Genomic DNA, 26,989 nt, shown 5'->3' on the forward strand with positions numbered 1-26,989 from the left:
GCAGAACAGTAAAGCAGAACAGTAAAGCAGAACCGTAAAGCAGAACCGTAAAGCAGAGCAGTACGCTAGCGAGATTAGAACAGCAGGCCACAAGTAGGTGTTAGTACTGCTTGAGGGCGATGATTGCTTGAATAGAGCGTTAATTATAGGGAGTGAGTCAAATTGGAACTTTCATCAAGCTTTAACTCAGACAAAATTCAGATAGGCATCAGCAGTTGTTTGCTGGGGCAGAAAGTGCGTTTCGATGGCGGCCATAAGAACTCTTACTATTGTGATGTTACCTTAAGGGAGCATGTTGAATTTGTGCAAGTATGCCCTGAGATGGGCATAGGCTTGGGGGCGCCCCGCAAGAGCATTCGTTTGGTAAGGGACGGTGATACCGTTCTTATTCAAAGCGCTGATGCTAGCTTAGATGTTACCGATAAACTCAATGAGTATAGTCAGAAGAAAGTCGCTGAACTTGATTTTTTAGGCGGCTATATTTTATGTGCTAAATCGCCTACTTGTGGTATGGAGCGAGTCACAGAATATAAAATTGGCACCAACAATGGTAGTAAGGCGGGTGTAGGAGTGTTTGCCAAGGTGTTGATGGAGACTTATCCTCACTTACCTGTGGAGGAAGAGGGCAGATTAAACGATTTGGTGATCCGTGAAAACTTTATCACTCGGCTTTACGCTTACCATGATTGGTTTTCCATGTTAAAAAGTGGCTTAACCAAACATAAACTCATTCAATTTCACTCCCGCTATAAGTACATGATCATGGCCCATAGCCCTAAATGGTATCGTGCCTTGGGACCTATTTTGGCCGATATTCAAGACGTAGACCAATCCGCTACTGAGTATTTTGAGGGCTTTATGACTGCGCTTAAAATCAAAGCGACCCGCAAAAATCACACCAGTACCTTGCAACATATTCAGGGCTATTTTAAGAAGCATTTATCCGCAGGACAGAAGCAAGAGCTGAGCGAGTCTATCGACAAGTATCGCCAAGGGTTATTGCCTTTGTTAGTGCCTATTACTTTGATAAATCACTATTTGCGTGAATTTCCAACGCCATATATTGAAAGCCAAGTGTATCTAAATCCTCACCCAGAGGAGTTGAAACTGCGCTATGCCTACTAACTTATTAGGTACTGAACAATCCACCCTTGATGGCCAAGGCGCTGATATTAAAAGTACTGCTGTGCCCAATAGCTTGATGTGGTTCAGAAATGACTTACGTATTGGCGATAACCCTGCATTAAAAGCCGCCTGTGAGTTTGCCAATGATCATGGCAGCAAGGTGCGCGCTGTGTATATAGTGACGCCTGAGCAGTGGCAGCGTCATCATGTGGCGCCGATGCAAATTGATTTTATTCGCCGTCACCTTAATCTGCTGGCCCAGTCCTTAGGTGCCTTGGGCATTCCTTTGGACGTGCTTTATGGTCAAGTGTTCGATGATAGTGCTTCGTTACTGGCTGACTATGTGAACGAGCATACCATTGGCGCTATCTTTGCGGGAAAAGAGCCTGAAATCAATGAGCAAAGGCGTGACGAAAGCTTAATTGCGGCGGGTTTTAATTTGACGTTATTGCAGCAAGATTGCCTGTTAGTGCCAGGCTCTGTGCTCAACCTCAGTGGCGATATGTACAAGGTGTTTACCCCTTTTAGTAAAAAGTGGAAACAAATCACGGCGTCGATGCATATTGTCCCACTGTCAGCCCCTGGGCCAATAGACAGTGCTATTAGCCAAATTGCACCGATAACCTTTGATTGTGCGATGCGCTCAAGTGAGGCTTGGCAAGCAGGAGAAGGTGCGGCTAAACGCATCTTAGATACGTTTTTAAGCCAAGATGTTGAGCATTACCAAGCCCTAAGGGATTTCCCTGCAGTAGAAGGCACCAGTCGATTATCCCCCTATTTAGCCTTAGGTGTTATCAGTGCCAGACAATGTGTCGCCTCGGTTTTACAGCGCTTCCCTGAGGCGTTAGTGGATGATACTAGCCCTGCCAAAACTTGGCTGAATGAGATAATTTGGCGTGAGTTTTATCGCCACTTGTTGGTGGCGTTTCCAAAACTTTCTATGGGGCATAACTTTAATGCCTTAGGCGATGGCATTAAGTGGCGTAACGATAAAAATGAGTTTGCAGCATGGTGTGAAGGACGCACTGGTTACCCGCTGGTGGACGCCGCGATGCGGCAGCTAAATCAAACCGGTTGGATGCACAATCGACTTAGAATGCTGGTTGCCAGTTTTTTAACTAAGCATTTACTGGTCGATTGGCGCTGGGGTGAGCAGTATTTTCGCCAGCAACTTATCGATGGCGATTTAGCGGCAAACAATGGTGGCTGGCAGTGGTCAGCAGGCACAGGTTGCGATGCTCAGCCTTACTTTCGGGTGTTCAGTCCATTAAGTCAAAGCGCAAAGTTTGACCCCAATTGCGAGTTTATAAAACGTTTTGTGCCTGAACTCAGTGAGGTGCCTAATAAAGCGATTCACGAGATTAAATGCAGTGCTGTTTATGAAGCGTCTAAGGTGGACTTGTTTGCCGCACCTGAGCTTGAGGGGAAATCTGCGACTTATCCCGCACCGATTGTTGAACATAGTTTTGCTCGGCAGCGCGCCATCGAAGTGCTGAGTGCATTAAAAAAACCTTAAAATTATTAATCTAATTGGCATTAACCTCGACTCGATCACAGTCCTGCTTACCTATGAACTTAAATCAAGACAATCTGATTGAAGCCTAGTTTAGATAAACTTAAACTAGACTTTACAAAGATCCATTGAAAATGCCTGTTTATACTTTAACGATATTCATTCTGTTAATGAGGTTTATTATCAGCAGGTTTCTGGTTCACCCATTAGATAAGTCGAGTCATAATCTATGCTTAATATTGACGATCCTGCAAAAACTGACAGCACTCCAGCCATTTGGCGCTTAGGCTTTAGGCCATTTTTCTTAGGCGGTGCAGTGCTGGCCAGTTTGTATGTTCCCCTGTGGTTACTGGGCTGGTTTGTGCCTGCTTATAGTCTATTTAATGCTGATATTTGGCATAATGTCGCGCCTATTTGGTGGCACCCTCATGAATTACTGTTTGGCTTTGCCATGGCGATAGTGTGTGGTTTCTTACTCACGGCGGTGCAGGCTTGGACTAATAGACCCACTATCACAGGTATGCCACTGGCCTTAGTGTTTATGGCTTGGCTGCTGGCTCGGCTGTCGTTGTTATTACCTTTTGCCATCCCACTATATGTACCCGCAATATTCGATTCATTATTTTTAGGGGCTAGTGCTATGGCTTTATGGCACTGTATTTATCCGGTAAAGCAGTGGCGAAATATCGGTTTCCCCATCATGCTCACCCTCGCGCTATTAGTGAATCTACTCAGTTATTATGCGTTAGCAAACAATGACTTTGTGCTAGCCAATCATATCTGGCAAGGGATGTTATGGTGGCTAGCGCTGCTTATTACTGTTGTGGGGGGGAGGGTTATTCCTTTCTTTACGGCAATGCGCTTGCAAACCCAAAAGCCTGAGCCTATCGAAGCGCTCGATTACACCGTCATTGTGTTTATGATAGCGTTAGCGTTTCAAGCCATTACCCAGTTATTGCCTCAAGGTGTCGAACAAGGGTTGTTACTGAGCGCGGGTTTATTGCAGTTAGTGCGCTGGTTGAGGTGGCAGCCTTTCAATACCTTAAGAGAGCCTATGCTGTGGTCGCTGCATTTATCTTATGCCGCCTTACCTATTACTCTGCTGGCATTAAGTTTTTATGTGGGCAATGTCTATGTGACTAAATTACTGCTACACGTGTTTGCTATAGGCTGTCTTGCTGCTTTATGTTTGTCGATGATCTCACGGGTATCGCTAGGTCATACTAGTCGAAATATTTACCAGGGCCCTAGCATGGTGCTCGCGTTTATCTGCTTGCCTTTGGCTGCAATACTGCGCGCTGTCATGCCGCTATTATTGCCACAATGGACTCAAACCTGGTTATGGCTAGCTGGCATCGCTTGGTTTATCGGCTTTGGCATGTTTGTTTGGCATTACTGGAGTGTATTGACTCAGCCGAGAGTTGACGGGCGCCCAGGTTAATATGAATATCTTAAAATTGGATTTTGTTGTGTGAAAGTTTATAAGTAAAGAGATGCAGTATTTCAGAGTTAAGCAGGTCAACGGAGTTCATTTCGGGGCGGTTTGATTGCTATCGTGTTGAACTAATAAATGAACAGGCAAGTCATGAGTTGTTATGACTTGCCTGTTTTGTATCTAATCGAAATTAAACGCCTTTGTTTTCACAACCAGGCTGGTTTTTATCGATAATCAAATCGCCTTCAGCACGCATGCCGACAGAACCTATGAAAAATGAATGACTTAAATGACTAAGCACGACATCTGAAAGGCCTACCGCACATTTTTCAGATTCGATGGCTCTATCGATAGCTGTCTTCATATTTGGAACGCCGAAAGGCAGAATAAACACTGGGTATGTATCTTCACCTGATACACGTTGGCCTTTAACAAGCTTACCTGAGTTTAAATCAAAGTTTTTAGAGCTGGCGACTGTTAGATCGGCTACACGTACAGTACAACCTGAGGCAGTTAGTAATGCTACTGCAATAAGAGCTAGTTTTTTCATCATACTTCCTATATTGATGTTTACTTGATAAATCAGTATTGAGGCGCAGGCTTCATAGAATCATTTTATGAAGTTTACTAAGGGGAGTTATGTTTAAAATTACAGATAAATAAGTAATTTTAATGTTTTTTGTATTAAACCGATAACTGCCCTGTATACGCCAGAAACGAAAAAGGCGCAGTGGCTATTAACCAGCTACGCCTTCTCTGAATTTGGTGGCCCCTCCCAGACTTGAACTGGGGACCTGACGATTATGAGTCGTATGCTCTAACCAACTGAGCTAAGGGGCCGACTTTTGATAGTCGTCACTACCGAAAGCGAGTGAAGTATACGAATTTTGTTTGGGCTTGTCACCTGTGTTTTCAACAGAATAGCCTTTTTGTTGTTTGATTGGTTATCTGTTAATCATTTTTCAGTTTACTTTGGATTTTTATGCCTGAGTTTGTAATTTGAGATAACAAAAAACCTGCACTGGGCAGGTTTTTGTTGGTGACTCGTTATAAGTCTAACTCTTGAAAGTTAACACGATGAAGTTAAAGCTTATTCATCTAAGAATGATTTCAAGATCTCTGAGCGAGAAGGGTGACGCAATTTACGCAGCGCCTTGGCTTCAATTTGACGAATACGCTCACGGGTAACGTCAAATTGCTTGCCCACTTCTTCCAGAGTATGGTCAGTGTTCATGTCGATACCAAAACGCATCCGCAGTACTTTAGCTTCGCGGGCGGTTAGCCCTGCTAGCACTTCGTGAGTGGCGTTCTTTAGGCTTTCACTGGTGGCAGACTCTAAAGGTAGCTCAAGAGTGGTATCCTCAATAAAATCACCTAAATGGGAATCTTCATCGTCACCGATTGGGGTTTCCATTGAAATAGGTTCTTTAGCGATTTTTAGCACCTTACGAATTTTATCTTCAGGCATCATCATGCGTTCTGCCAATTCTTCAGGAGACGGCTCACGGCCCATTTCTTGAAGCATCTGACGAGAAATACGGTTCAGCTTGTTGATTGTCTCAATCATGTGTACTGGAATACGGATAGTACGGGCCTGATCAGCGATTGAACGAGTGATGGCCTGACGGATCCACCAAGTTGCATAGGTCGAGAACTTATAACCACGACGGTATTCGAATTTATCTACAGCCTTCATCAAGCCAATGTTACCTTCTTGGATTAAATCCAGGAATTGTAAGCCACGGTTGGTGTATTTTTTGGCAATAGAGATAACCAAACGTAAGTTGGCTTCTACCATTTCTTTTTTCGCGCGGCGAGCTTTAGCTTCACCGATAGACATGCGACGGTTGATGTCTTTGATGCTAGAAATGGTGAGATCGGTTTCTAATTCAATGGCGGCAAGCTTGTTGCTACAACGGTTAACGTCGTGAGCGACGGCTTTAAGCGCGTCAGCATAAGGCTTGTTGCTGTTCATTTCTGTATTGAACCAATCTAAGTTGGTTTCGTTGCTTGTGAAAGCTTTAACGAAATTTTTCTTAGGCATTTTGGCCTGTTCAACACATAATTTAAGAATTAAGCGCTCTTGTACACGGACTCTGTCCATCATGGTGCGCATGCTTTTTACTAAGCGGTCAAACTGCTTAGGTACTAAGCGGAATTCTTTGAATAGTTCGCCAATAACGAATAACGCGCCAATCGCTTCAGGGTGATCGCGGCCTTTTTCGGCAATGACAGCTAAGCCTTTTTCGTAGACTTCTCTCAACTCAGTGAATTTTTCTTTGGCTTGCTCAGGATCAGGCCCTTTGTTGCCTTCTTCCTCTTCTTCATCATCGTTGTCTTCGTCATCATCGTCATCATCGTCATCATTTTGCTGTGCTTCGGATAATTCGGAACCGATATTGGTGGCGGTAGGAGCAACGTCATCTTCATCTGGATTGATAAATCCAGCGATAATATCTGTCAGACGAAGTTCATCTGCTTCGTATTGATCGAATTGCTCAAGGATCATGGCGATCGCTTGAGGGTATTCTGATACTGAACTTTGTACCGTGTTAATGCCTTCTTCAATACGCTTGGCGATAACAATTTCGCCCTCACGTGTCAGTAGTTCCACTGTGCCCATTTCACGCATATACATGCGCACAGGATCTGTGGTGCGGCCAAGTTCACTTTCAACCGTTGCTAATGCCGCGGCAGCTTCTTCTGCGGCATCTTCATCAGTGTTGTCTTCTGACATCATCATGTCATCGGCATCAGGTGCTTCTTCGAACACCCGAATACCCATGTCATTGATCATCTGGACAATATCTTCAATCTGATCAGAATCGACCATGTCAGCGGGTAAGTGGTCGTTGACTTCAGCATAGGTTAAGTAACCTTGCTCTTTACCTTTAGCGAGCAACAATTTAAGTTGCGACTGCGGAGTGTGATCCATAGATATCATCCAAGTTGGGTAACTGTTACAACGATAGGGCACTGGCTTATGCCGGGTGCCGCGAAAACCGTTAATTATAGCTGTCTGGGGTTAGCTTCGCTAGTCCATGACTTTGCTTTTATGTGCATTTGTTAGCAGATGCTGGTCCAGTCGAGTTAGCTTAAGCCTTTCATGATTGAAATTAGCTTATGTAGTTGTACTTTCTCGGCTTTGTTTAAGGTCTGCTTTAGACTAAGCTCTTGATATCGCTGTTCAATATACTGATTGTTCAGCCAAATCAAACTCTGTCTAAACTCTTGAATTAAGTTATCATCCGCCACTTGATGGTCCCATTGGGCCAATTTTATCAGAGTCCCTTTTTGCGGGTGTTCTCTGTGCAATTCAAGTAGTTGTGCGCTGTTTAACTTTTCTTCTCGAGTGACTGTTAGCAGGTGGTTGAGTAACTCTATACCTGCAAGTTGTAAATGGGCTAACGCTGGCTGCGGCGCCAATGCTAACCCTAAATCTGGGTGTTGCACCAATAGTGCGATGGCTAAACGAAGCGGAGTCCCGCGTCCTTGTAAGCCTTTGCTATTTACAGTGCGCGTCTGTTTAGCGCTAAAACCAAATTTCTTTTTTAGATCATCAGCACTGTTCATGCCTAACTTGTGGGCTAGGTTTTCTAGCAGCAAGTTTTGCAGCACGCTGTCCTGCACTTTCTCAATTAAGCTGATGGCCTGTTTTGCTAAGGTGCCTTTATCGATACCATGGTTAGTGGCTAACGTTTCGAATAAAAACTCCGGTAAACTTAAGGCTTGGGTCATGGCTTGTTCAAAGGCGTCTTTGCCTATTTTACGCACCATAGAATCAGGGTCTTCACCTTGTGGCACGAACATAAAGCGTACCTTGTCACCTGGCTTTAACAGTGGCAATGCTGTTTCCAGTGCTCGCCATGCAGCTTCGCGGCCAGCTCTATCACCGTCATAACAACAAATAACTTCTTTGGCGCTGCGTACCAATAATTGGAACTGTTCGGCTGTTGTCGAGGTCCCTAATGAGGCGACGGCGTAATCGACACCAAATTGAGCTAAGGCCACCACATCCATATAACCTTCAACAATAAGCACTTGCTGCGGATCTCTATGACGTTGCTTTAACTCATACAAGCCGTAAAGCTCATTACCCTTATGAAATATGGGCGTTTCTGGAGAATTCAAGTACTTTGGCGTACCTTCTCCTAAAACTCGTCCACCAAAACCGACTACACGACCGCGACGATCCCTAATGGGGAACATTAATCGGTCGCGAAATCTGTCGTAACGCTTGCCACTATCGTTGGCGATAAGCATGCCAGCTGTGAGCAGCTTATCTTGGGATTGAGGATGCTGGCGATAACGGCTCAGTAATCCATCCCAACCATCGGGGGCAAACCCTATACCAAAATGTTCGACAATATCATCACTTAATCCACGCATGGCCAAGTAATCGATGACTTTTTGCTTATCGCTATGTTGGCGTAATTGGCTTTGGTAGAAGAGTTTAGCTTCTTCCATCAGTTGATATAGATCACGGCTTAAGCCTTGATCAACTCTACTGCCTGTCCCTTGTTCCTGTGGAACCTCAAGTCCCAGTTGTCCGGCGAGTTCTTCTATGGCATCGACAAATTCTAATCTGTCATATTCCATAATAAAATCAATAGCATTTCCATGAACGCCACAGCCGAAGCAGTGATAGAATTGCTTGTCTCTGCTGACGGTGAAAGAAGGGGATTTTTCACTGTGAAAAGGACAACAAGCCGAATGGTTTTTCCCAGCTTTTTTTAACGGTACTTTACGGTCGATAAGTTCGACTATGTCAGTACGAGCAATAAGCTCATTAATAAAATCGCGGGGGATTGCCATGAATTGTTAGTTTTCTCGCTGTGATACCTTTGTCTAGGCTTTATAAACAAACAAGCCGTGCAGGTGCACGGCTCATTCATACATTAAAGGCTTACTATTGCAATTTTGCGCGAATGAGTGCGCCAATGGCGCCCATATCAGCACGGCCTTGCACTTTAGCTTTTAATGCACCCATCACTTTGCCCATATCCGCCATGGATGATGCACCTACCGCTTGGATAGCTTCATCAAGTAATGCGGCAACTTCTGCCTCGCTTAGAGGCGTTGGCAAGAAAGTTTCAATAACTTGAATCTCTTCTGCTTCAATTGCTGCTAACTCCGAACGACCTGCTGCTTCATATTGAGCAATAGAATCACGGCGTTGTTTTACCATTTTGGTTAAGACAGCTATGGCCTGTTCATCAGTCAATTCTTCGCGGGTATCCACTTCGATTTGCTTGATGGCGGCCAATGCCATACGAATAGTCCCTAAGCGTACCTTATCTTTGGCACGCATAGCGTCTTTCATCTGATCTTTTAGCTGGTCAATTAGGCTCATGATGAGATTAATATAAACGTACGCGACGTGCGTTTTCGCGAGAAAGCTTCTTAGCTAAACGCTTAACTGCTGCCGCTTTAGCGCGCTTACGTGCAGTTGTTGGCTTCTCGTAGAATTCACGAGCACGCACGTCAGCTAGGATACCAGCTTTTTCACAAGAGCGCTTGAAACGACGAAGAGCTACGTCGAATGGTTCGTTTTCACGTACTTTAATTATTGGCATACGCCATCACCCCTTAGGTGTAGTTATATCGGTTCTCATTAAAATTAAAGGAACCAAGGCTATTTAAAATGGTGCGGAATTTTACACCGAAGCAGGGCCGCTTGTAAACCCCTTAACGATTATGTGTCAATGAGGCTTGCTGTATAACCTGAAAATAGCTTGAAATTAGGTGGTCAATAGTAGCCTATATTGCCTAATCTGCACGGTCAAAGCGTTAACTGGCTGGCGTATTAGTATACCAAGAGGTAGAATTGGCCCCCAGATTTTTTAACATGATGAGACATTATGCGGGTGTTAGGTATTGAGACCTCCTGTGATGAGACGGGGATTGCGGTTTATGATGACAAACTGGGTTTGTTGTCCCATAAACTCTATAGTCAAGTAAAGCTTCATGCTGACTATGGTGGTGTGGTGCCGGAATTGGCATCTCGCGATCACGTACGCAAGATAGTGCCACTTATCAAACAGGCGCTCTTAGATGCTAATACCAGTGCCGATGAGTTAGATGGCGTTGCTTACACTAAGGGACCTGGATTAATCGGTGCTTTATTAGTGGGAGCTTGTGTTGGCCGCTCTTTAGCGTATGCCTGGGGTAAACCTGCGGTTGGTGTGCATCATATGGAAGGACATCTACTCGCACCTATGTTAGAGGATGATGCTCCAGAGTACCCATTCGTGGCATTACTCGTCAGTGGCGGGCATTCTATGTTGGTACAAGTTGAAGGTATCGGTCGCTATCATGTGTTAGGGGAATCTGTCGATGATGCAGCAGGTGAAGCTTTCGATAAAACCGCCAAACTCATGGGACTTGATTACCCCGGTGGCCCAAGGCTTGCTAAATTGGCAAGTGAAGGCGTGCCCGCAGGTTATAAGTTTCCAAGGCCAATGACCGACAGGCCGGGGCTTGATTTTAGCTTTTCAGGCCTAAAAACATTTACAGCTAACACCATTATGGCTGAGCCTGACGATCATCAGACTCGTGCTAACATCGCTCGGGCATTTGAAGAGGCGGTGGTGGATACTTTAGCGATAAAATGTCGCCGGGCGCTTAAGCAAACCGGTTATAACCGCCTAGTGATTGCCGGTGGTGTCAGCGCTAATACCCGCTTGCGAGAAACCTTAGCTGAATTGATGACAAATTTAGGCGGCAGGGTGTATTACCCTAGGGGTGAGTTTTGTACCGATAACGGCGCCATGATAGCTTATGCAGGCCTACAGCGATTAAAAGCGGGACAGATTGAAGACTTAAGCGTTAAAGGTCAACCAAGATGGCCATTGGATAGCTTGCCTGCAGTAGATTAATGCGTAAACCCAGATACTGGACGAGTGGATCATCATTGAAGCTTAACTTTATATAAGGTTAAGCTTTTTTATGTGGTTTTTTTATCGCGCTTCTTGCGGGAAAGTTTGGTTTCTTCCCCGGTCCACAGTCTGTGTATATTGTCTTTATGGCGGATAACAATCAGCGCGGACAACATGGCAACGGGTATAGTAAACCTTTCATCTAGCCACCAAGTAAAAAGTGGCGCTAGACTGGCAGCAATAATAGCTGCTACGGATGAGTAGCGAGTAATGAGAGCAAACACTATCCAAGTCGCCAATAAACACAGGGCTAAGTCTTCACCAATTGGCGCCATAGCACCAAATGCTGTGGCAACACCTTTGCCGCCTTTGAAGGCAAAAAATATCGGAAAAATATGCCCAAGACAGGCAGAAACAGCCACTAGGCCTAAAAAGACCGAATCTAAGCCAAGCTTGTAGCTAATATATGAGGGAATGGCCCCTTTTAGCATATCGAATAACAGCACCAACACCGCTGAGCTTAGTCCCCCGATACGTAGCACATTTGTGGCACCAGGATTACCAGAGCCATTGGTTCTAGGATCGGGTAAGCCCCTTAATCGACACACTAAAATTGCACTTGATATCGAACCGGCTAGGTAGGCGCCTAAGATCATCAATATGGTGATAGTCACTGCGCTCAAATTGGTTTCCTTACTCTTCTTAGGGTATTATCGCCCATGAATTTATTGTGCTCGAGATTATTCAAGATTCATTTTTGTCTGTGCTCAGTGGTCATGTGAATAAAAGTCACTATACCTGCTTAATTACTGAACCTATCCTACTGCTTTCACGGCGTGGGAAAAAGACCAAATCGTGAATATCTGCATTATATCTTGAAATAATTTGTCAGCTGCGCCGACCTCAAGTCAAATTGCTTGGAGAACACATGGATAAGGTATTAATACGACAATTAAGCATAGAAACTGTGATTGGGATCTATGAGTGGGAAAAGCAAATCCATCAGACGTTAGTGGTGGATCTTGATATGGCTTGGGATAATCGCGCTGCAGCTGCAGGGGACGACTACCAGCATGCACTTTGCTATGAGACTGTCTCAAAACGTATCACAAGTCTTATCACAGAAAAGCCCATAGAGCTGATTGAGACGGTTGCTGAGATGATTGCTCAATGCGTGCAAACTGAATTTAAGGTGCCTTGGGTGCAAGTGGTGGTGATGAAACCTGGCGCAATTCCTCATGCTGCATCAGTAGGCGTTACCATAGAGCGTGGCCGCCTATAATGGCGGGAGTGTTGATTAATCAATAGGATGTAGACTGAATATGGCACGTATTTATATCAGTTTAGGCACCAATGTAGAGCCTGAACGCCATGTTATTTCAGGGGTGGCTGATCTGCAGCGCCATTTTGGCCGCTTGCAACTATCTAGGGTGTTTGAGAGCAAAGCGGTAGGCTTTGATGGCACCAACTTTTTAAATATGGTGATAGGCGCTGACACAGATTTATCTATCGGGGAAGTGAATGCCTTATTCAAGCAAATAGAGCAAGATAATGGCCGTCAAGTGCAGGCTAAAAAATTCAGCCCCCGCAGTCTAGATCTTGATTTATTACTCTATGATGATGACATTTGTCAGTTACCTATAGTATTGCCTCGTGGTGAGATCCTATATAATGCATTTGTGCTCTGGCCTCTGGCGGAACTTGTGCCTAATGCTTGCCATCCTGTGGTGCAAAAAAGCTACCTAACCTTATGGAATGAATTTGATAAGCAGAGCCAGCAGATTTGGCCAATTGCTTTTAATTTTCAACAGCTTTAAGCCTGATAACAGCTAGGAGTGATTATTGCCTGAGCTATACAAGAACGCAGAAGATGATTGCTGCACTATTATGACGATATTTTCTATTTAGGAACAACATGGAAACGCTTCAGGTTATTTTACTCGCTTTAATTCAGGGGCTTACCGAGTTCCTTCCTATATCCAGCTCAGCTCACCTTATTTTGCCGTCACAGTTATTAGGCTGGAAAGATCAAGGGTTTTCTTTCGATGTTGCAGTGAATACCGGCTCATTATTGGCCGTGGTTATCTACTTTCGTCACGACTTGTGGAGTATGGCCAAAGCCTGGGTGCTAAGCCTAGTTAAGGGGGAGCAAAGTCATGAGAGCAAGCTTGCTTGGTGGATCATTATCGCAACCATTCCAGCGGTTATTTTCGGTTTTGTCGCCAAAGACTTTATTGCTACGCATTTAAGAAACACCACAGTGATTGCGACTACGACGATTGTCTTTGGTTTATTGCTTTGGTGGGCCGACAGAATGTCACGCTCAGAGCTCACTGTGTATCAAACCGGTTGGCGTAAAGCGCTGTTAATCGGTTTTGCACAAGCATTAGCGATTATTCCTGGCACCTCTCGCTCAGGGGCCACGATGACGGCAGCACTGATGCTGGGATTAAGCCGTGAGGCTGCTGCCAAGTTTTCATTCTTAATGTCAGTGCCAGTAGGCTTAGGCGCGGCTATTTTGGTAACCAAAGACTTAATAGAAAGCCCAGAAGCTATCGACTATCAAGCTTTGGGTATAGGAATGTTAGTTTCATTTTTTGCCGCTTACGCCTGTATTTATTACTTCCTTAAATTTATTAGCCGTATGGGAATGACGCCATTTGTTATTTATCGCTTGATCTTAGGTTCAGTATTATTTGCCTTGCTCCTTTGGTAAATCAGTTATTTTCAGCAGCCATTATTACACTTGTTTAAGGCTTATTTTTCTGGCTGAGTCGTAATGATGTTGTTTATTTTGATAAGCCTGTGAGTTTGTAATCTCATTTATGGCTACTATTTCAGAGCCAGTTAACGTTAACTGGCTCTTTTTATTTTGGTGGTATTAATTATGACCTCTATGTTGATTTGCCCTATTTGCACTAGCCCTTTACAGCAGCATCAAGCCTCTCAGGGTTTTTATTGTGAAAATAAACATCATTACGATCGACATAAAGAAGGCTACTGGCCCTTATTGTTGGTGAATAAAACTAAGATGCAAGCCATAAGCCGAGAAAAAATGCGCGCTAAGCGTTTCTTGCTTGCATCGGGAATATACAGTCCTGTCGTGGATAAAATAGCCCAAGTATTATTAACGCTGCTGGTAAATAAACCTGAGCTACAGCATTTAGACTACCAATGTGGTGACGGTTATTATTTACGAGCGCTTATGCCAAACTTGTCTGCGCTTAATGCACAGCATTGGGGCATAGATGACAGTGAAAATACCTTATTTGCAGCCTCTAAGGCGGGTACTGCGGCTAACTTGCTTCTTTCAGGGTTGAAGAAGCTGCCTATCGCCGACAACAGTGTTGATGTGATTACTATTCTCGATAGTCCACTTAAAGGTAAAGAGTGCCAACGTGTGCTAAAAGATGACGGCATATTAGTGATGCTCATTCCTGCCGAGCGGCATTTATGGCAGCTTAAACAGCAAGTGTATTCAGATCTTGTAGAAAAGCAGCAAGAAATTAACTTACCAAAAAATATTCAGGTTATTGAATCGCATCAAATCAAGTTTACCCAAGACGTGGATGGTCAGCAGGCGATTACCCTGTTAGATATGTCGAGCTTCGGCTGGCGTGCCAACGATGAGTTAAGGCATGGGATCAAAACTCAGCAGAATACTCATTTAGAATTTGAGTTTAATTTGGTTATAGCCAAAAAACAGGGTTAATTTTTATCTTTCATGAGCTGATTTTGCTTAATGTGCTTGGCGGCCACGGATGGCATGGCGTTAAAGCAATAACAAGGAGTGATATAAAATAGGACTTTAGTAAGTCATCATTAAAAAGAGTTATTAGAAGGGGAGTTACATGAGATGAGAGTCAGTTGGCTAGCTGTCAGAATGTGTAAGTTTTACAAATAATTAAGGCTTGATGTTGTACGTATTACTATTTTCATAGTATCGCCAACCATCAAGCCTCAACAATCAACCTATATCAATAAGCTAATTTTTTTGCCATTCTTACTTTTTGTAAGAAGAAGCCATGTTGTCTAAACGGTCGTTAGCACGTTTAGCTTCAGCTTGAGCGTCCATAGATGCAGCTTTAGCGCCTTTAACATCAACAGCTAGCTTGCTTTGCTCAGACTTTAAAGAACCAACTTCTGCAGATAGTTGGTCAACTTTGTTACCTAGGTTAGCAACGCTCTCTTCAAGAGCGGTAGTGTTAGCACAGCCACCTAATAAAGCAGTCATCGCAACACCAGCAATCATCAGTACTTTTTTGTTCATGGGTAAATCCCTTAATATAGGTTGTATAATATTGTGCAGAAACACTTTGTAACTGCAACGGCGTAATTATGTCACAGCTATTTAAATTTGCTATAGCTAAATACAATAATATTTAAATAAAATAGCGAATATTTATTGAATTGCAAGTTTGTAACCATTTTCTCATGAGAATTTGATGTTCTATTAACGATTTATAGCGTTACAACCATCATTAGTTGTATTTTTAATCGAAAACATCCCGAAGCTGTACAAATTGCCGTCAATTAGTTTGGTTGTTTTTCGTTCAGTGTTAGCTTGTATTCATCGATGGCAAGAATTCTCAGTCGATTTAACTGGTTTTTTATGTCACTGCCGGCAAATCCTTGGGCGATTATCTGCTGGACGTCAATTTGCTTGGCTAGTTGAAAACAATGTGCCAAATAAGTTGCTTGGGGATAATCGCTATTCTCAAGCCCTGTCCGACCTCGAATATCGGCAATACAAGCGATAAGCAAACCATCTAATCGCTCTGGCTTACGCCAAAAATCGCCTTTATCGAACAAACTTATGACAGTGCTGGCTTTAAGCTCAAAGGCATTGTGAATGTTTTGATGCTGATCGCTTACTAGTAAGGCAAGGTCTCGATAGTCATTAGGCACACGCAGGCGTTTGCACAGATTTTTAATCAGGGGTAAACCTTTTTGACCATGGCCATGGTGCTTAGGCAAGCTTTCTTTGGGACTCAAGGCTTTTCCTAAGTCATGAACTAAGGTCGCAAAGCGAATTGCCATATCTTGGCTGAGTAGGCTTGCCTGCTTTAGGCTTAATAATGTGTGCAGTCCTGTGTCTATTTCTGGGTGCCACTTCTCCGGTTGCGGCACACCAAATAGTGCATGGATTTCGGGGAACAAGACTTCAAGAGCGCCGCATTGAGCTAATACCTCAAAAAAAACTTGTGGCTCATCAGTTGCCATGGCGCGTTCGCACTCTTGCCAAACCCGTTCTGGGGTTAAGTGCTCAAGCTCACCACTTTGGGTTATTTGTGCCATTAGCGTCAGGGTTTCAGCGGCAACGGTAAAGCCCTGTGGATGAAAGCGCGCTGCAAAACGGGCGACCCTAAGGACTCGAAGTGGATCTTCAACAAAGGCCATGGAAACATGGCGAAGCTTTTTATCGGCAATATCTTGCTGACCGCCATAAGGGTCATGCAATTTGCCGTACTCATCTTGGGCTATGGCATTGATGGTGAGATCTCGGCGCAATAAGTCTTCTTCTAAACTGACATGTTCGTTGGCATCGCAGCTAAAACCATCATAGCCAGAGCCTGTTTTGCGCTCAATGCGTGCTAAGGCATATTCTTGCTGGTTTTTGGGGTGCAAAAAAACGGGGAAATCCTTACCCACTTGGCGATAACCTAAGGACAGCATTTCAGCAGGGGTGGACCCCACCACTAAATAGTCTTTGTCTTTGATGCTTAAACCAAGCAATGCGTCGCGCACCGCGCCGCCGACGAGATAAATTTTCATATCACTGTAAAATCTTAAATAATGTTGTGCAAAGCTTAACACGATAGGTGTTTAAGGCTGATATTTTCACGCTAAATTTTGACAAGCCAGTGGCTAAGCTTTAACTTGAGCCGTCGGCATTTAATTAGGACTTGTGGTTACATGTATAAAGCTTTCTATGGACTGAATGATAATCCCTTTTCAATCGCACCTAATCCCCATTATTTATTCTTAAGTGATCGCCACCGAGAAGCCTTGGCGCACCTAACTTATGGCTTGGGTGAGACAGGTGGTTTTGTACTCTTAACTGGGGAAGTTGGGACTGGCAAGACGACTGTGTCACGGTGTTTACTTAGGCAGTTGCCAGAAAATACTGACACAGCATTTATTCTTAATCCTGCACTTACTGAGCTTGAATTGTTAGCCACTTTATGTGACGAGTTAAAAATCAGTTACAGCCAAGGCCCAAGCCTTAAACAACTTACCGATCTCATTAGTCAGTACTTACTCGCAAACCATGAAAAAGGCCGTAATACCGTCCTTATTATTGATGAAGCCCAACACCTTAAAGCCGAAGTATTAGAGCAGCTTAGATTGTTGACTAATTTAGAAACTGACACCAAAAAGCTGCTGCAGGTGATTTTAATTGGCCAGCCAGAATTACAGCAATTACTTAAGCGGCAAGAATTAAGACAGCTAGCTCAGCGTATTACCGCACGCTACCATTTATTGCCGTTAACGACAGATGAAATTGGCCTTTATGTGCAGCATCGTTTACAGGTTGCTAATCGCTTTGAGCCTCTTTTCACCACCAAAGCTTATAAGTATTTGCACAAATACAGTGGCGGGATCCCAAGATTGATTAATTTACTCTGTGAGCGCGCCTTAATGGCGGGTTATGGTCAATCTAAGGTGCCAATCGATCATCACATGGTTAAACAAGCTGCCGCAGAAGTATTGGGTGAAGTTGAGGAGTTCAAATTGCCTCTAAAACCTGTTGTGATTGCTGCAGCCGTTACCTTGGTATTTGCTAGCTCATTTTATGGTTTTTATCAACTTGCGATATCACCTAGTGTTGCTGAATCACAATTAACTGATTTAAGTTTGGCTGGTTCGACAGCGCCATTAGCGCAACTGCAGCAGACTCCTGTCTCTGAGGCTAGCCAGCAAATCTCGGTGCAAACAGCGCCGCTCACTAATACCGCCGAGCCGCAAAATATGCGGGCCGCGCAAGAAAGCTTAGAGTCACGAGTACTCAATCAAGCGATTAGCCAGAGCCAGAATATTGATAGTGCTTATGCCGGATTATTCGGTTTATGGCAACGTCAACCTATAACAGGTCTAACCCCTTGCCAAGCTGCTATGGAGCAAGGCTTAGCTTGCCATCAACAACAGGGCAATTGGAACAGTATCGCCAAGCTTAACTATCCTGCAGTGGTCTACCTTCAAGACGACAACCTTGGGGATTTTTACGGCGTACTCATAGAGCAGAGTGATGACAAGTTGTTGCTGCAACTTAATGAGCAACAGCTCTGGGTGACTAAGGCATGGTTTAATCGGCATTTTAGTGGCACTTTCGAGCTACTCTGGCAACCAAGCAAGCGGGTGCCGAGAGAAATTAGTCGCGGTGCGCATTTATCTCAAGTGCAGTGGTTGGAAAATAACCTCGCCAAGGTAGCCGGCCGTCAAGCTAGATTGATGGATAGCTTTGATGCCGAGCTCGAACGTCAATTGATTACTTTTCAGCGTCAACACGGCTTAAAAGCGGACGGTATTGCGGGCAGTCAGACCTTAGTACAATTGAACTTATTTAACAGCAAGCTAGGGCCAAGATTAACCCCAGTGCTCAGCTACCGCGCCGAGGCACTCTAAATGTCGATATTGTTAGATGCCGTCACCCGTGAGAAAAACCAGCAATTGGGTGCGTTACCAGATGCCGTGCTGACCCCAAGAGCCAATTACCCTAAGCCTAAATCGAGCCTTACTAGCGCCAAAGCGGTATTGCTGCTGGCAGGGCTGGCGGCAACCGTTGGGGCCGCATGGGTTATGGCTCAGGTTATAGCGAATCAAAATAGTGGTATGACTTTTCAGGGAGGTACTGAGCAGCAAGCGACGGCGGCTTTACCTAAAATAGCAGGAATAGATGTTGACGCTCAAGGGAGAGCGTCAGTCGTGAATGAGCCTGTTAATCACAACCCTCAAATAGATAATGCTCAAGTAAAGCTTGCTGGCAAAGTCGCCTTACCCGTGGCTAGGGCGTATAGCGCAGGTTTATCACCACAAACTCAGATGGCAATAGCTGCAGAGCAGCAAGATGAGCAAATTGATGAGGCGCTACTTGCCGGTTTATCAGAAAGTGAGAAACGCTATGCCAGAGAGGCATTTACCGAAACAAGCATTGATGATGAGCCCATAATCCTTGGAGCCAACGCTAACGCCCGTGGACGGGCCGAATTAGCTGCGCTTAAACAGCAAGTGGATAATGCGGCAAGACAAGTCAAGATTAATGATACTTTCGAGCGTTTTTCAGCGGATGAAACCCGTGACTATAACCCTGATAAACCAAACTATATTGGCGGTAAGCCTCCAAGGGATAATGAAAGTGACTTTTATAACAATCAAAAACTCAGCTCGAACTTAACCAATAATTTGAGCCAGAGTCAAAAAAATAGCCAGATAGAAGCTATCAAGCGTGAAGCCGAAAAAGATAATCTAATGGCGGCATTTGCAACAGCACTTAAAGATGTTGAGTATGAAAAATCAGCCAATCAGAATATAACACCTGAAGCTGTAGATCCTATTGCGCAAACTCAAACTCAAGATTATCCCAAGTTCGGCCAGCTGCCAGTAAATCTGCAATTGCAAGTGCCAGAGTTTTCAGTGGTGGCTCATGTGTATTCTTCTGTTGCCAGTAACCGTTGGCTTAATGTAGACGGTGTAGAGTTGCAAGAAGGGGATAAAATCCAAGATAAACTGACCTTAATTGAAATTCGTCCGCGGGATATCGTGCTTGATATTCAAGGGACTAAATTTAAAGTGCCAGCAATCTAGATTGGTTGATTTTAATAATAAAAAAGGCGCTTGAGCGCCTTTTTTATTGGGTATTATATCGAGTTGCCTGAATATAGGCTTAACCGTGAATTTGCTGCGCCATAAACAGAGTTAAAGCATAACCCACACAATAACACAGCATGAGTGCTGGCACGTATTTAAGGTAGCTTACAAAAGTCAGTTCCTTAACTTTACTCATGGCGATAATTCCTGATGCAGAACCAATAACCAGCAATGATCCACCGACACCAACAGAATAAGTGAGTCCTAACCATTCCACTGTTGTTAGTACAGGATCGGCTTTAAGTAAAGCCGCAGTTAATGGCACGTTATCCAGTAGCGCAGAGCCCATACCCGTAAAGAAATTAGAGATATTAGGGTCATACATGCTGTAGACCTGAGCTAATAAATCCAAGGTTCCGATAACTTTCAGCATGCCTACAAGAAGTAAAATACCGAGGAAAAATAGCAGGGTATCAAACTCCACCTGACGAATGTATTCCAGTACTTGAGTTTCTTCTTTGTCAGGGCGACTCATGTGTCCCACGAGGAACATCACAGATAAGCCGGTTAAGAAGGTCAATACAGGCGGAATACTAAAGAACACGTTTAGTGCCATAGTCATCACGATAGTGAGGAAGAATATCCCCGCGATGACGACATCGATAGTGCGATATTGCTGCTTTATGGGGGTGGTTTTGACTTCACCTTCAGCTTTTAGAGAGAAAAGCACTGCCAGTAACATTACGCTCACTGCCGCTGGCACAAATAGCACTAACAAATCAGAGATATGGACTTTACCCGCAAGGAAAATCATCAAGGTAGTCACATCGCCAGTAATAAGCGCCACGCCGCCAGAGTTCACCGCAAAAATGATAAGCACAGCCATGCGTCGGCGCATTTGTTTATCGAGCTTAAAGGTGGTGAGCAAGCCTAATGACACTAAGGTTGCGGTGACGTTATCGCAAATCGCCGATAAAAACAGTGAAAACATGGCGACTTGGATCATCAACATGCGCACCGACACGCGCTGAGGAAACAGCTTTTGCACCATGATTTGGATCATGCCTTTGGCGTTCAGGTAGGCGACAAAGGTCATAGTGGACATCAAAAATAGCCACAGAGTGGCAATTTCGAGCAAGTTTTCATTGAGTTCTTCTGCAACAATTTTGGTCTGCTCAGGATCGCCAGAGGCAATGAATAAGCTAACCCAGGCAATACAGCCTAAGAAGAGTGTGGTTTTTGCTTTATTAATATGAGTGACTTCTTCCAGTACGATACTCAGCAGGGCGAGCACGGCAAGAAGGATAAGAAAGGTGTGTAGCATGACTGCAATTCCAACCTGTTTTTGTGTTTTTAGACCAGATGATGGCTGCGAGCTTATTCATCATTAGTTACTGATTTTTACGTGCGGGATCAGACCATAATGGCTATGTTTTAGCAACAGAGATCACAGTTTTTTAGTGAAAAAGTGGGATTAACTTCGTTTAGATCATAAAAATAGAAACAATAGGCATAAAAAAGGGATCCAAGGATCCCTTTTTTATTTTAGCCAGAAAAGGTTAACTTTAATGGCCACCTTGTTGTGACGAAAGTTGTCGACTAAAGCTTAAAAGCTAGCTTCATTTCGGCAAACACGCTATCCATAGCCTTAAGGGTCAAGGTAAGTTCATCTTCACCGTGAGCCATGGATAAGAATCCGGCTTCATAGGCGCTAGGCGCTAAATATACACCTTGGGCTAGCATGGCGTGGTAGAAGTAACGGAAGTGCTCCATGTTGCACTTAGTGACCTGTGCAAATGAAGTCATAGGCGCGGTATCTGTGGTGAAGAAGAAACCGAACATGCCGCCCACATAAGTGATAGCAAGTGGAATAGAATGCTTATCTGCCGCCGCTTTCATACCAAGGGCTATGCGCTCGGTTTTTTCCGCTAATGCAGCATAAAGGCCAGGCTCGCACAGTGCCTCCATTTGCGCAAGACCCGCGCTCATGGCGATGGGGTTGCCAGAAAGCGTACCCGCTTGGTAAACCGGACCCGTTGGCGCGATATACTGCATTATTTTTTTCTTACCGCCAAAAGCGCCCACAGGCATGCCGCCGCCAATGACTTTACCTAATGTGGTTAAATCAGGTACTACGTCATAGTGAGCTTGAGCACCGCCCATGGCGACCCTAAAGCCTGTCATCACTTCATCAATAATCAACAGTGCACCAAATTCATCACACAGGGCGCGCAAACCTTGCAAGAAGCCAGCAATAGGTGGGATGCAGTTCATGTTGCCAGCCACAGGCTCTAAAATTATGCAGGAGATGGCATCAGGGTGTTGTTCGAATAGCGTGCGCACTGAGGCTAAATCATTATAAGTGGCTGTTAGGGTGTGCTTAGCAAAATCTTCTGGAATGCCAGGAGAGCTAGGTTGGCCTAAGGTTAATGCGCCAGAGCCCGCTTTAACGAGCAAACAATCCGCATGGCCGTGGTAGCAACCTTCAAATTTTAAAATTTTATCGCGATTAGTGTAACCACGAGCTAGGCGAATAGCGCTCATGGTGGCTTCTGTGCCAGAGCTCACCATACGCACTTGTTCAATTGACGGCACCATGGCGATGACTTTTTCTGCCATCTTGACTTCAAGTGCAGTGGGCGCGCCAAAGGAAAGACCATTCTCTACTGCTGTTAATACGGCTTGACGAATTTTAGGGTGGTTATGACCTAAGATCATTGGTCCCCAAGACCCTACATAATCTATGTACTTGTTACCGTCGGCATCGAAAATATACGCACCATCAGCTTTTTCGATGAAAAGCGGCGAGCCACCGACACCATTGAAGGCGCGTACTGGCGAGTTAACGCCGCCTGGGATGGTAAGTTTTGCCTGCTCAAATAGGGTTTCGGAACGAGTCATCTGTAGTCCTTAATAACTGAATTTATGTAAAAATATAGTGCAAAACAGGTTTGTTGAATGCGGTTATCTATCACCTTTGCGGGAATACCAATTCACCGGGCACTCATATTGTTCAAGCTGATTTTCAACCCCTAGCGTGAGGGCAAACAGCGCCATGCGAATAAGTAGGCCATTATCGGCTTGCCTGAAAATCGCTAAACTTGGGTGGCTATTGAGATCGTTATCAAGCTCGTTGGCTTGCGCTCTTGAATCCCTTGGTAAAGGATGCATGATCACAGTATTAGATTTGCAGTGCTGGGTATAAATGCTGTGGTTTAACCTAAACTTGCCGCGGTACTTATTCGCTTCTTCCTGAGAGGGGAAGCGCTCTTCTTGGATACGGGTCAAATAGAGGATATCGGCTTGATGTAAATTACCTTCAAGCTTATCAGTAATATGCACCTTGTGACCGGCCTTTTCTATGTCATTGAGCACATAATCTGGCATAGACAGTTCAGTCGGGGAGATCAAGGTAAATTGGATGTCTTTATACATGCATAACAGGCGTGACAGCGAGTGCACGGTGCGGCCATATTTGAGATCGCCCACCATAGCAATGTGCATCCCATTGATGCTAATGCCTGCGTGACTAAGTTCTTTTTGTATGGTGAACAAATCTAATAAGGCTTGGGTTGGATGCTCGTTAGGACCATCGCCACCGTTGATCACCGGTACTCGACTGCCTTCGGCAAATTCTTTTACCGAGTAGGCATCGGGGTGGCGCATGGCAATCACATCGGAGTAGGTCGATAACACCCTGGCTGTGTCGTATAAGGATTCACCTTTAGACAAGGACGATGAAGCCATCCCTGTCGTTTCTCTCACATGGCCGCCCAGTAAGTTGAAAGCACAGCCAAAACTCACCCGAGTACGGGTGCTGGGCTCAAAAAACAAGTTTCCTAGAATAGCACCTTCTAACACCTTAGTGCGTTTTTCACGCAGAGCGTAAGGGGTCATCTTATTAGCAGTGGTAAATATGGTGTTGATAGCGTCGAGATCTAACTGGCTTACCGAGAGGATGTGTGAACCTTCGAACTGTGTCATCAGCCTAATTTCCAATGTTGGGGGGCAATTAGTGCGCAAGGGCGACTCATTACCCTAGATTTGTGTAGGGTGGCTGAGGCGCGATTGTAGCAGAAGCCTAAGATAGATAACATAGTCTTAGGTTGAATTTGCCCGGTGATCACATTTGCCCTAAACGGATCTCTTGCTGCAAATTACTCCAACTAATAACCCCGACAATTCTGTCGATATTGTCGCGGTAAATAAACACTTCTCCAGCACGCTTCGCTGCTAATAGCTCATAGGCATCATCTAAAGTGGCGCTATCGGGTAAGCCTTCCATTGGGTGTCGAGACAAGGTGGTGCTATCTTCAAATGACTGCATTTCAAGGCGCAGCATTTCAATATTACCTTCGCTATTGCGCACTAATACAGGGCGGCCCTCGGCACGCTTTAATACTTCTAACAGTAACTCACCATCATCACTTACTATGACAAAACGCTTGTCCATTAATACCCGCACGCCTTTTTGTTGTAGGCCTAAATTGATTGGTGCAACCTTGTAGCCAAGTCCCATAATATCCAGTTGTTTGAGGAAAATGGACTCAGCGTTAAACCATTGATAAGCTATTAAAAATGCAGGTATGGTAACGAACATAGCTGGCAGTATGATGGAGGCATCATTGGTCATTTCAAGTAAGGCCACTAAAGCCGCAAGAGGTGCGCTTAAGCACACCCCCATCATGGCTGTCATGCCTATAACGGTATAAAGGCCCACATAGGGCGCAATAGACGGAAATAGTGCACTACTGAGCAGCGCCAAAATAGCGCCAATTAAGGCACCTATGCCATACAGAGGGCCAATTAAGCCGCCTGGCACACCAAAGCCAATGGCGGCAATGGTGGCCAACATCTTGCCAAATAGCAGGGCAATTAAGAAGACTAAGCTGGGATTTTCGCTGACCGCTTCATGTAAGGCTAAATCCCCTGAGCCTAAAGCCTGAGGTAAAAATAATCCCACCACAGTGGTAATAATGGCAGCAATCGCGAGGCGATAAATTAACGGCCAATGTTGGCCTTTGGCTGTCACTGTTAGCAAGGAGTAATTAAATGCTGCTGCGGTACAGCCTAAGACTAAGCCACCTAAAAGCAGAATAGGATAATGATCTAAAGGAATATGGATAACATTGATTGAAGCGTATTCATGAACATTGCCAAATACTAACTGGCTTGATACTGCGCCGCAAATGGCAGATAACATGATAGGGAAGAAGTAATGAATTTTGTATTCCCTAACGATGACTTCGAACACAAAAAGCACTGCAGCTAAGGGGGCATTAAAGGTGGCGGCAATTCCGGCAGCGATGCCGCTTGCGCACATGATGCGCACACTGTTGTCGGGCAATTTAAATTTTTCGGCCATCACGCTGGCACTCACAGCCCCCAAATGAATGGCAGGGCCTTCTCGGCCGACAGAGAAGTTGGTGACAAGCGCTATCAATGCCTGAAAGAATTGCCCCGGAGCAGACTGTAACGGCACCTTGCCATAATGGTGTCTAAATCTGTGTAGTACATAGGCAATGCCCATACGGCGATAGCGTTTTGAGCCCAGTAATGCGACTATCCAAATCAGTACTGCACCAGCAATGGGTAAGTAGGTTCGCCAATCGTAGGCAAGTTCAGTGATGTTTCCTGGCAGCACTTGAGTGTATTGTTCGGCCCATAGCAAGGTGAGCCTGAATAGAATAATCACCGCGGATGAGATAATGGCAAACAATAAAGCCAGTGCACACAATTGCACACTTATGCTCGCCTGGGACAGCTGATCCCTAAACTCATTACGCAGATATTTGCGTATAACGCGTTTGGCGTGAATAATAGCGGCTTTATTTATCTTAAATTGCACTTTCATTGCCCATTTAATAGTGGCGGAAGTCACTTGCTGAGTCGCTTTTATACCTAAAAGGTAAGGTCTCGGTTGATGTTATTGTATTTTATTAAAGGCTTGTAACCTAATGCTAAATTATCATCGTTGGTTAGATCGACTTCAAGCACTAGAGCGTCAATATGCTAACCCAAGAGTGTATTTAGCGGCGCTTTGTGTGGTGTTCTTTTTACTTGGTAACTTAAGCTACCGTTTCTGGCTCGACTTTGCTCCGGAAGAGACTCAGTATAGCACCAGCATTAAGCGTAAATTGACCTTAGAGCTCGAGCGCCAAATTCAAGAGACAGCAAGTAAAAATCTAGCCTTAGCCATAGAGCAAGAAGCCAATACTGAGATGCAAAAGATGTTTGCGCAGCAGTTAGCCCAACAAAAAGCGTTGGAAAAAGAATTGGCATTTTATCGTAGCGTGATGGCGCCAGAGGCGAATGCAGAAGGATTGGCAATCCACGCATTGGAATTAATTCCAGGTCTGGTAGCTAACCGTTATCAAGTTAGGCTTATCTTGACCCAGTTGCAAAAACGAAAATTCAGCCTTCGAGGTACGGCTCAGTTAGTATTTATCGGTTTAGTGGATGGTAAGCGCAGCGAGATCAGTTTAGATAAGCTGACAAAAACTAAGTTTGATTTTTCGTTTCAATATTTTCAAATATTAGATGCTGAAATTAACCTGCCCGCCAACTTTATCTTAGGACGAGTAGAGCTCAAAGCTAAGGTACGCTCAGGACGAGGTAATAAGGCTGCCACCATAAGCCAAGGGTTCGATGCCAATGAGCTACTGGGGTCAGAAAAAGAACCTGGGGTAATACTTGAACAAAATAGTCAAGTAAAGGATAATTCGCACAATAGTGAGACTAAGAGGTAATCATGACCGAACAGACAGATGCAGCAATGCCTATCAAATTTACCGATGCTGCGGCAACCAAGGTGAAGGGCCTGCTCGAAGAAGAACAGAACCCAGAGCTTAAGTTACGCGTCTATGTTACAGGCGGTGGTTGCTCAGGTTTCCAATACGGCTTTACTTTCGATGAGAAAAGCAGTGATGATGATTTTGTCATTGAAAAGCAAGGGGTTAAGTTAGTTGTAGATCCAATGAGCTTACAGTACTTGGTCGGCGGTGAAGTGGATTACACTTCAGGACTTGAGGGCTCACGCTTCTTTGTGAAAAACCCTAATGCTAGCTCTACTTGTGGTTGCGGCGCCAGCTTCTCAGTCTAATATTACTGAGCCTTGCGAGCATAAAAGCCAATAAAAAAGCCGTCATTTGACGGCTTTTTTGCTCTTACCTTTCCAACCACTAACCATTAACCATTAACCATTAACCATTAACCATTAACCATTAACAA

The 26,989-nt window shown here is 44.5% G+C and carries 24 protein-coding genes and 1 tRNA gene; 12 read left to right on the forward strand and 13 right to left on the reverse strand.

Annotated features, from left to right (window positions below):
* The first annotated feature begins 162 nt into the window (after positions 1–162).
* From H5073_RS16210 to H5073_RS16220, 3 genes are all read left to right on the forward strand, one after another.
* The gene (locus tag H5073_RS16210; protein ID WP_182680610.1) at positions 163–1,125 is read left to right on the forward strand and encodes a DUF523 and DUF1722 domain-containing protein; all 963 of its coding nucleotides are present in this window, start codon (positions 163–165) and stop codon (positions 1,123–1,125) included.
* Between the two features lie 76 nt (positions 1,126–1,201).
* Positions 1,202–2,641 (forward strand): deoxyribodipyrimidine photo-lyase, encoded by a 1,440-nt coding sequence (phrB, locus tag H5073_RS16215; RefSeq protein WP_182680630.1) that lies wholly within the window; start codon positions 1,202–1,204, stop codon positions 2,639–2,641.
* A gap of 226 nt (positions 2,642–2,867) precedes the next feature.
* Entirely contained in the window at positions 2,868–4,079 is a 1,212-nt protein-coding gene (locus H5073_RS16220; RefSeq protein WP_182680611.1) for an NnrS family protein, read from the forward strand.
* A gap of 184 nt (positions 4,080–4,263) precedes the next feature.
* Here the strand turns inward: H5073_RS16220 and H5073_RS16225 are convergent, their stop codons facing one another.
* The 6 genes from H5073_RS16225 to rpsU all read right to left on the reverse strand — a co-directional run bounded on the left by H5073_RS16225 (position 4,264) and on the right by rpsU (position 9,649).
* A complete protein-coding gene (locus H5073_RS16225) occupies positions 4,264–4,623 on the reverse strand; it encodes a hypothetical protein (protein ID WP_182680612.1) in 360 nt (119 codons plus the stop codon).
* A 213-nt stretch (positions 4,624–4,836) separates the two neighbouring features.
* Positions 4,837–4,913, reverse strand: a tRNA-Ile gene (locus tag H5073_RS16230).
* A 250-nt stretch (positions 4,914–5,163) separates the two neighbouring features.
* The gene (gene rpoD / locus H5073_RS16235; protein WP_220488093.1) at positions 5,164–7,008 is read right to left on the reverse strand and encodes an RNA polymerase sigma factor RpoD; all 1,845 of its coding nucleotides are present in this window, start codon (positions 7,006–7,008) and stop codon (positions 5,164–5,166) included.
* 155 nt (positions 7,009–7,163) lie between these two features.
* Positions 7,164–8,888, reverse strand: coding sequence for a DNA primase (gene dnaG, locus H5073_RS16240; protein ID WP_182680613.1), 1,725 nt, complete (start codon positions 8,886–8,888; stop codon positions 7,164–7,166).
* 94 nt (positions 8,889–8,982) lie between these two features.
* Positions 8,983–9,426, reverse strand: a complete 444-nt coding sequence (locus tag H5073_RS16245) for a GatB/YqeY domain-containing protein (protein ID WP_182680614.1) — start codon at positions 9,424–9,426, stop codon at positions 8,983–8,985.
* 7 nt (positions 9,427–9,433) lie between these two features.
* A complete protein-coding gene (gene rpsU / locus H5073_RS16250; protein ID WP_006080725.1) occupies positions 9,434–9,649 on the reverse strand; it encodes a 30S ribosomal protein S21 in 216 nt (71 codons plus the stop codon).
* Between the two features lie 285 nt (positions 9,650–9,934).
* Between rpsU and tsaD the strand changes: the two genes are divergently transcribed.
* Positions 9,935–10,951: a tRNA (adenosine(37)-N6)-threonylcarbamoyltransferase complex transferase subunit TsaD gene (gene tsaD, locus H5073_RS16255; protein WP_182680615.1), complete on the forward strand. Its 1,017-nt coding sequence runs from the start codon at positions 9,935–9,937 to the stop codon at positions 10,949–10,951.
* Between the two features lie 68 nt (positions 10,952–11,019).
* Here tsaD and plsY read toward each other — a convergent pair whose 3' ends face one another.
* Positions 11,020–11,634 carry a glycerol-3-phosphate 1-O-acyltransferase PlsY gene (plsY, locus tag H5073_RS16260; protein ID WP_182680616.1) on the reverse strand — a complete coding sequence of 205 codons (615 nt, stop codon included), beginning with the start codon at positions 11,632–11,634 and terminating at the stop codon, positions 11,020–11,022.
* Between the two features lie 245 nt (positions 11,635–11,879).
* Between plsY and folB the strand changes: the two genes are divergently transcribed.
* From folB to H5073_RS16280, 4 genes are all read left to right on the forward strand, one after another.
* The gene (gene folB, locus H5073_RS16265; protein WP_182680617.1) at positions 11,880–12,233 is read left to right on the forward strand and encodes a dihydroneopterin aldolase; all 354 of its coding nucleotides are present in this window, start codon (positions 11,880–11,882) and stop codon (positions 12,231–12,233) included.
* A 40-nt stretch (positions 12,234–12,273) separates the two neighbouring features.
* Positions 12,274–12,768, forward strand: coding sequence for a 2-amino-4-hydroxy-6-hydroxymethyldihydropteridine diphosphokinase (gene folK, locus H5073_RS16270; RefSeq protein ID WP_182680618.1), 495 nt, complete (start codon positions 12,274–12,276; stop codon positions 12,766–12,768).
* Between the two features lie 98 nt (positions 12,769–12,866).
* Complete coding sequence (locus H5073_RS16275) at positions 12,867–13,667, forward strand: undecaprenyl-diphosphate phosphatase (RefSeq protein ID WP_182680619.1); 801 nt, start codon at positions 12,867–12,869, stop codon at positions 13,665–13,667.
* Between the two features lie 171 nt (positions 13,668–13,838).
* Positions 13,839–14,663 carry a putative RNA methyltransferase gene (locus H5073_RS16280; protein ID WP_182680620.1) on the forward strand — a complete coding sequence of 275 codons (825 nt, stop codon included), beginning with the start codon at positions 13,839–13,841 and terminating at the stop codon, positions 14,661–14,663.
* Positions 14,664–14,954: 291 nt separating this feature from the next.
* Here the strand turns inward: H5073_RS16280 and H5073_RS16285 are convergent, their stop codons facing one another.
* Positions 14,955–15,221, reverse strand: a complete 267-nt coding sequence (locus H5073_RS16285; RefSeq protein WP_182680621.1) for an Lpp/OprI family alanine-zipper lipoprotein — start codon at positions 15,219–15,221, stop codon at positions 14,955–14,957.
* 263 nt (positions 15,222–15,484) lie between these two features.
* Positions 15,485–16,726 (reverse strand): multifunctional CCA addition/repair protein, encoded by a 1,242-nt coding sequence (locus tag H5073_RS16290; RefSeq protein ID WP_182680622.1) that lies wholly within the window; start codon positions 16,724–16,726, stop codon positions 15,485–15,487.
* 141 nt (positions 16,727–16,867) lie between these two features.
* Between H5073_RS16290 and H5073_RS16295 the strand changes: the two genes are divergently transcribed.
* Together H5073_RS16295 and H5073_RS16300 are read left to right on the forward strand one after the other, a co-directional pair.
* On the forward strand, positions 16,868–18,577 hold the full coding sequence (locus H5073_RS16295; protein WP_182680623.1) for an ExeA family protein: 1,710 nt from the start codon (positions 16,868–16,870) through the stop codon (positions 18,575–18,577).
* Positions 18,578–19,756, forward strand: coding sequence for a general secretion pathway protein GspB (locus tag H5073_RS16300; protein ID WP_259394927.1), 1,179 nt, complete (start codon positions 18,578–18,580; stop codon positions 19,754–19,756).
* 79 nt (positions 19,757–19,835) lie between these two features.
* On the opposite strand, the gene nhaD is transcribed toward H5073_RS16300, so the two are convergent.
* From nhaD to H5073_RS16320, 4 genes are all read right to left on the reverse strand, one after another.
* On the reverse strand, positions 19,836–21,083 hold the full coding sequence (gene nhaD / locus H5073_RS16305; RefSeq protein ID WP_182680624.1) for a sodium:proton antiporter NhaD: 1,248 nt from the start codon (positions 21,081–21,083) through the stop codon (positions 19,836–19,838).
* Between the two features lie 275 nt (positions 21,084–21,358).
* Positions 21,359–22,660, reverse strand: coding sequence for a glutamate-1-semialdehyde 2,1-aminomutase (hemL, locus tag H5073_RS16310; protein ID WP_182680625.1), 1,302 nt, complete (start codon positions 22,658–22,660; stop codon positions 21,359–21,361).
* 63 nt (positions 22,661–22,723) lie between these two features.
* Positions 22,724–23,743 carry an aspartate carbamoyltransferase gene (locus H5073_RS16315; protein ID WP_182680626.1) on the reverse strand — a complete coding sequence of 340 codons (1,020 nt, stop codon included), beginning with the start codon at positions 23,741–23,743 and terminating at the stop codon, positions 22,724–22,726.
* A 139-nt stretch (positions 23,744–23,882) separates the two neighbouring features.
* Complete coding sequence (locus tag H5073_RS16320; RefSeq protein ID WP_404948409.1) at positions 23,883–25,607, reverse strand: chloride channel protein; 1,725 nt, start codon at positions 25,605–25,607, stop codon at positions 23,883–23,885.
* A 109-nt stretch (positions 25,608–25,716) separates the two neighbouring features.
* Here H5073_RS16320 and H5073_RS16325 point away from each other — a divergent pair, with 109 nt between their 5' ends.
* Positions 25,717–26,508 (forward strand): DUF6776 family protein, encoded by a 792-nt coding sequence (locus H5073_RS16325; RefSeq protein WP_182680628.1) that lies wholly within the window; start codon positions 25,717–25,719, stop codon positions 26,506–26,508.
* 2 nt (positions 26,509–26,510) lie between these two features.
* Complete coding sequence (gene erpA, locus H5073_RS16330; RefSeq protein ID WP_182680629.1) at positions 26,511–26,861, forward strand: iron-sulfur cluster insertion protein ErpA; 351 nt, start codon at positions 26,511–26,513, stop codon at positions 26,859–26,861.
* The last annotated feature ends 128 nt before the right edge of the window (positions 26,862–26,989 follow it).

This window comes from Shewanella sp. SR44-3, from assembly GCF_014163735.1.
In the GTDB taxonomy this organism is placed as follows: Bacteria; Pseudomonadota; Gammaproteobacteria; order Enterobacterales; family Shewanellaceae; genus Shewanella.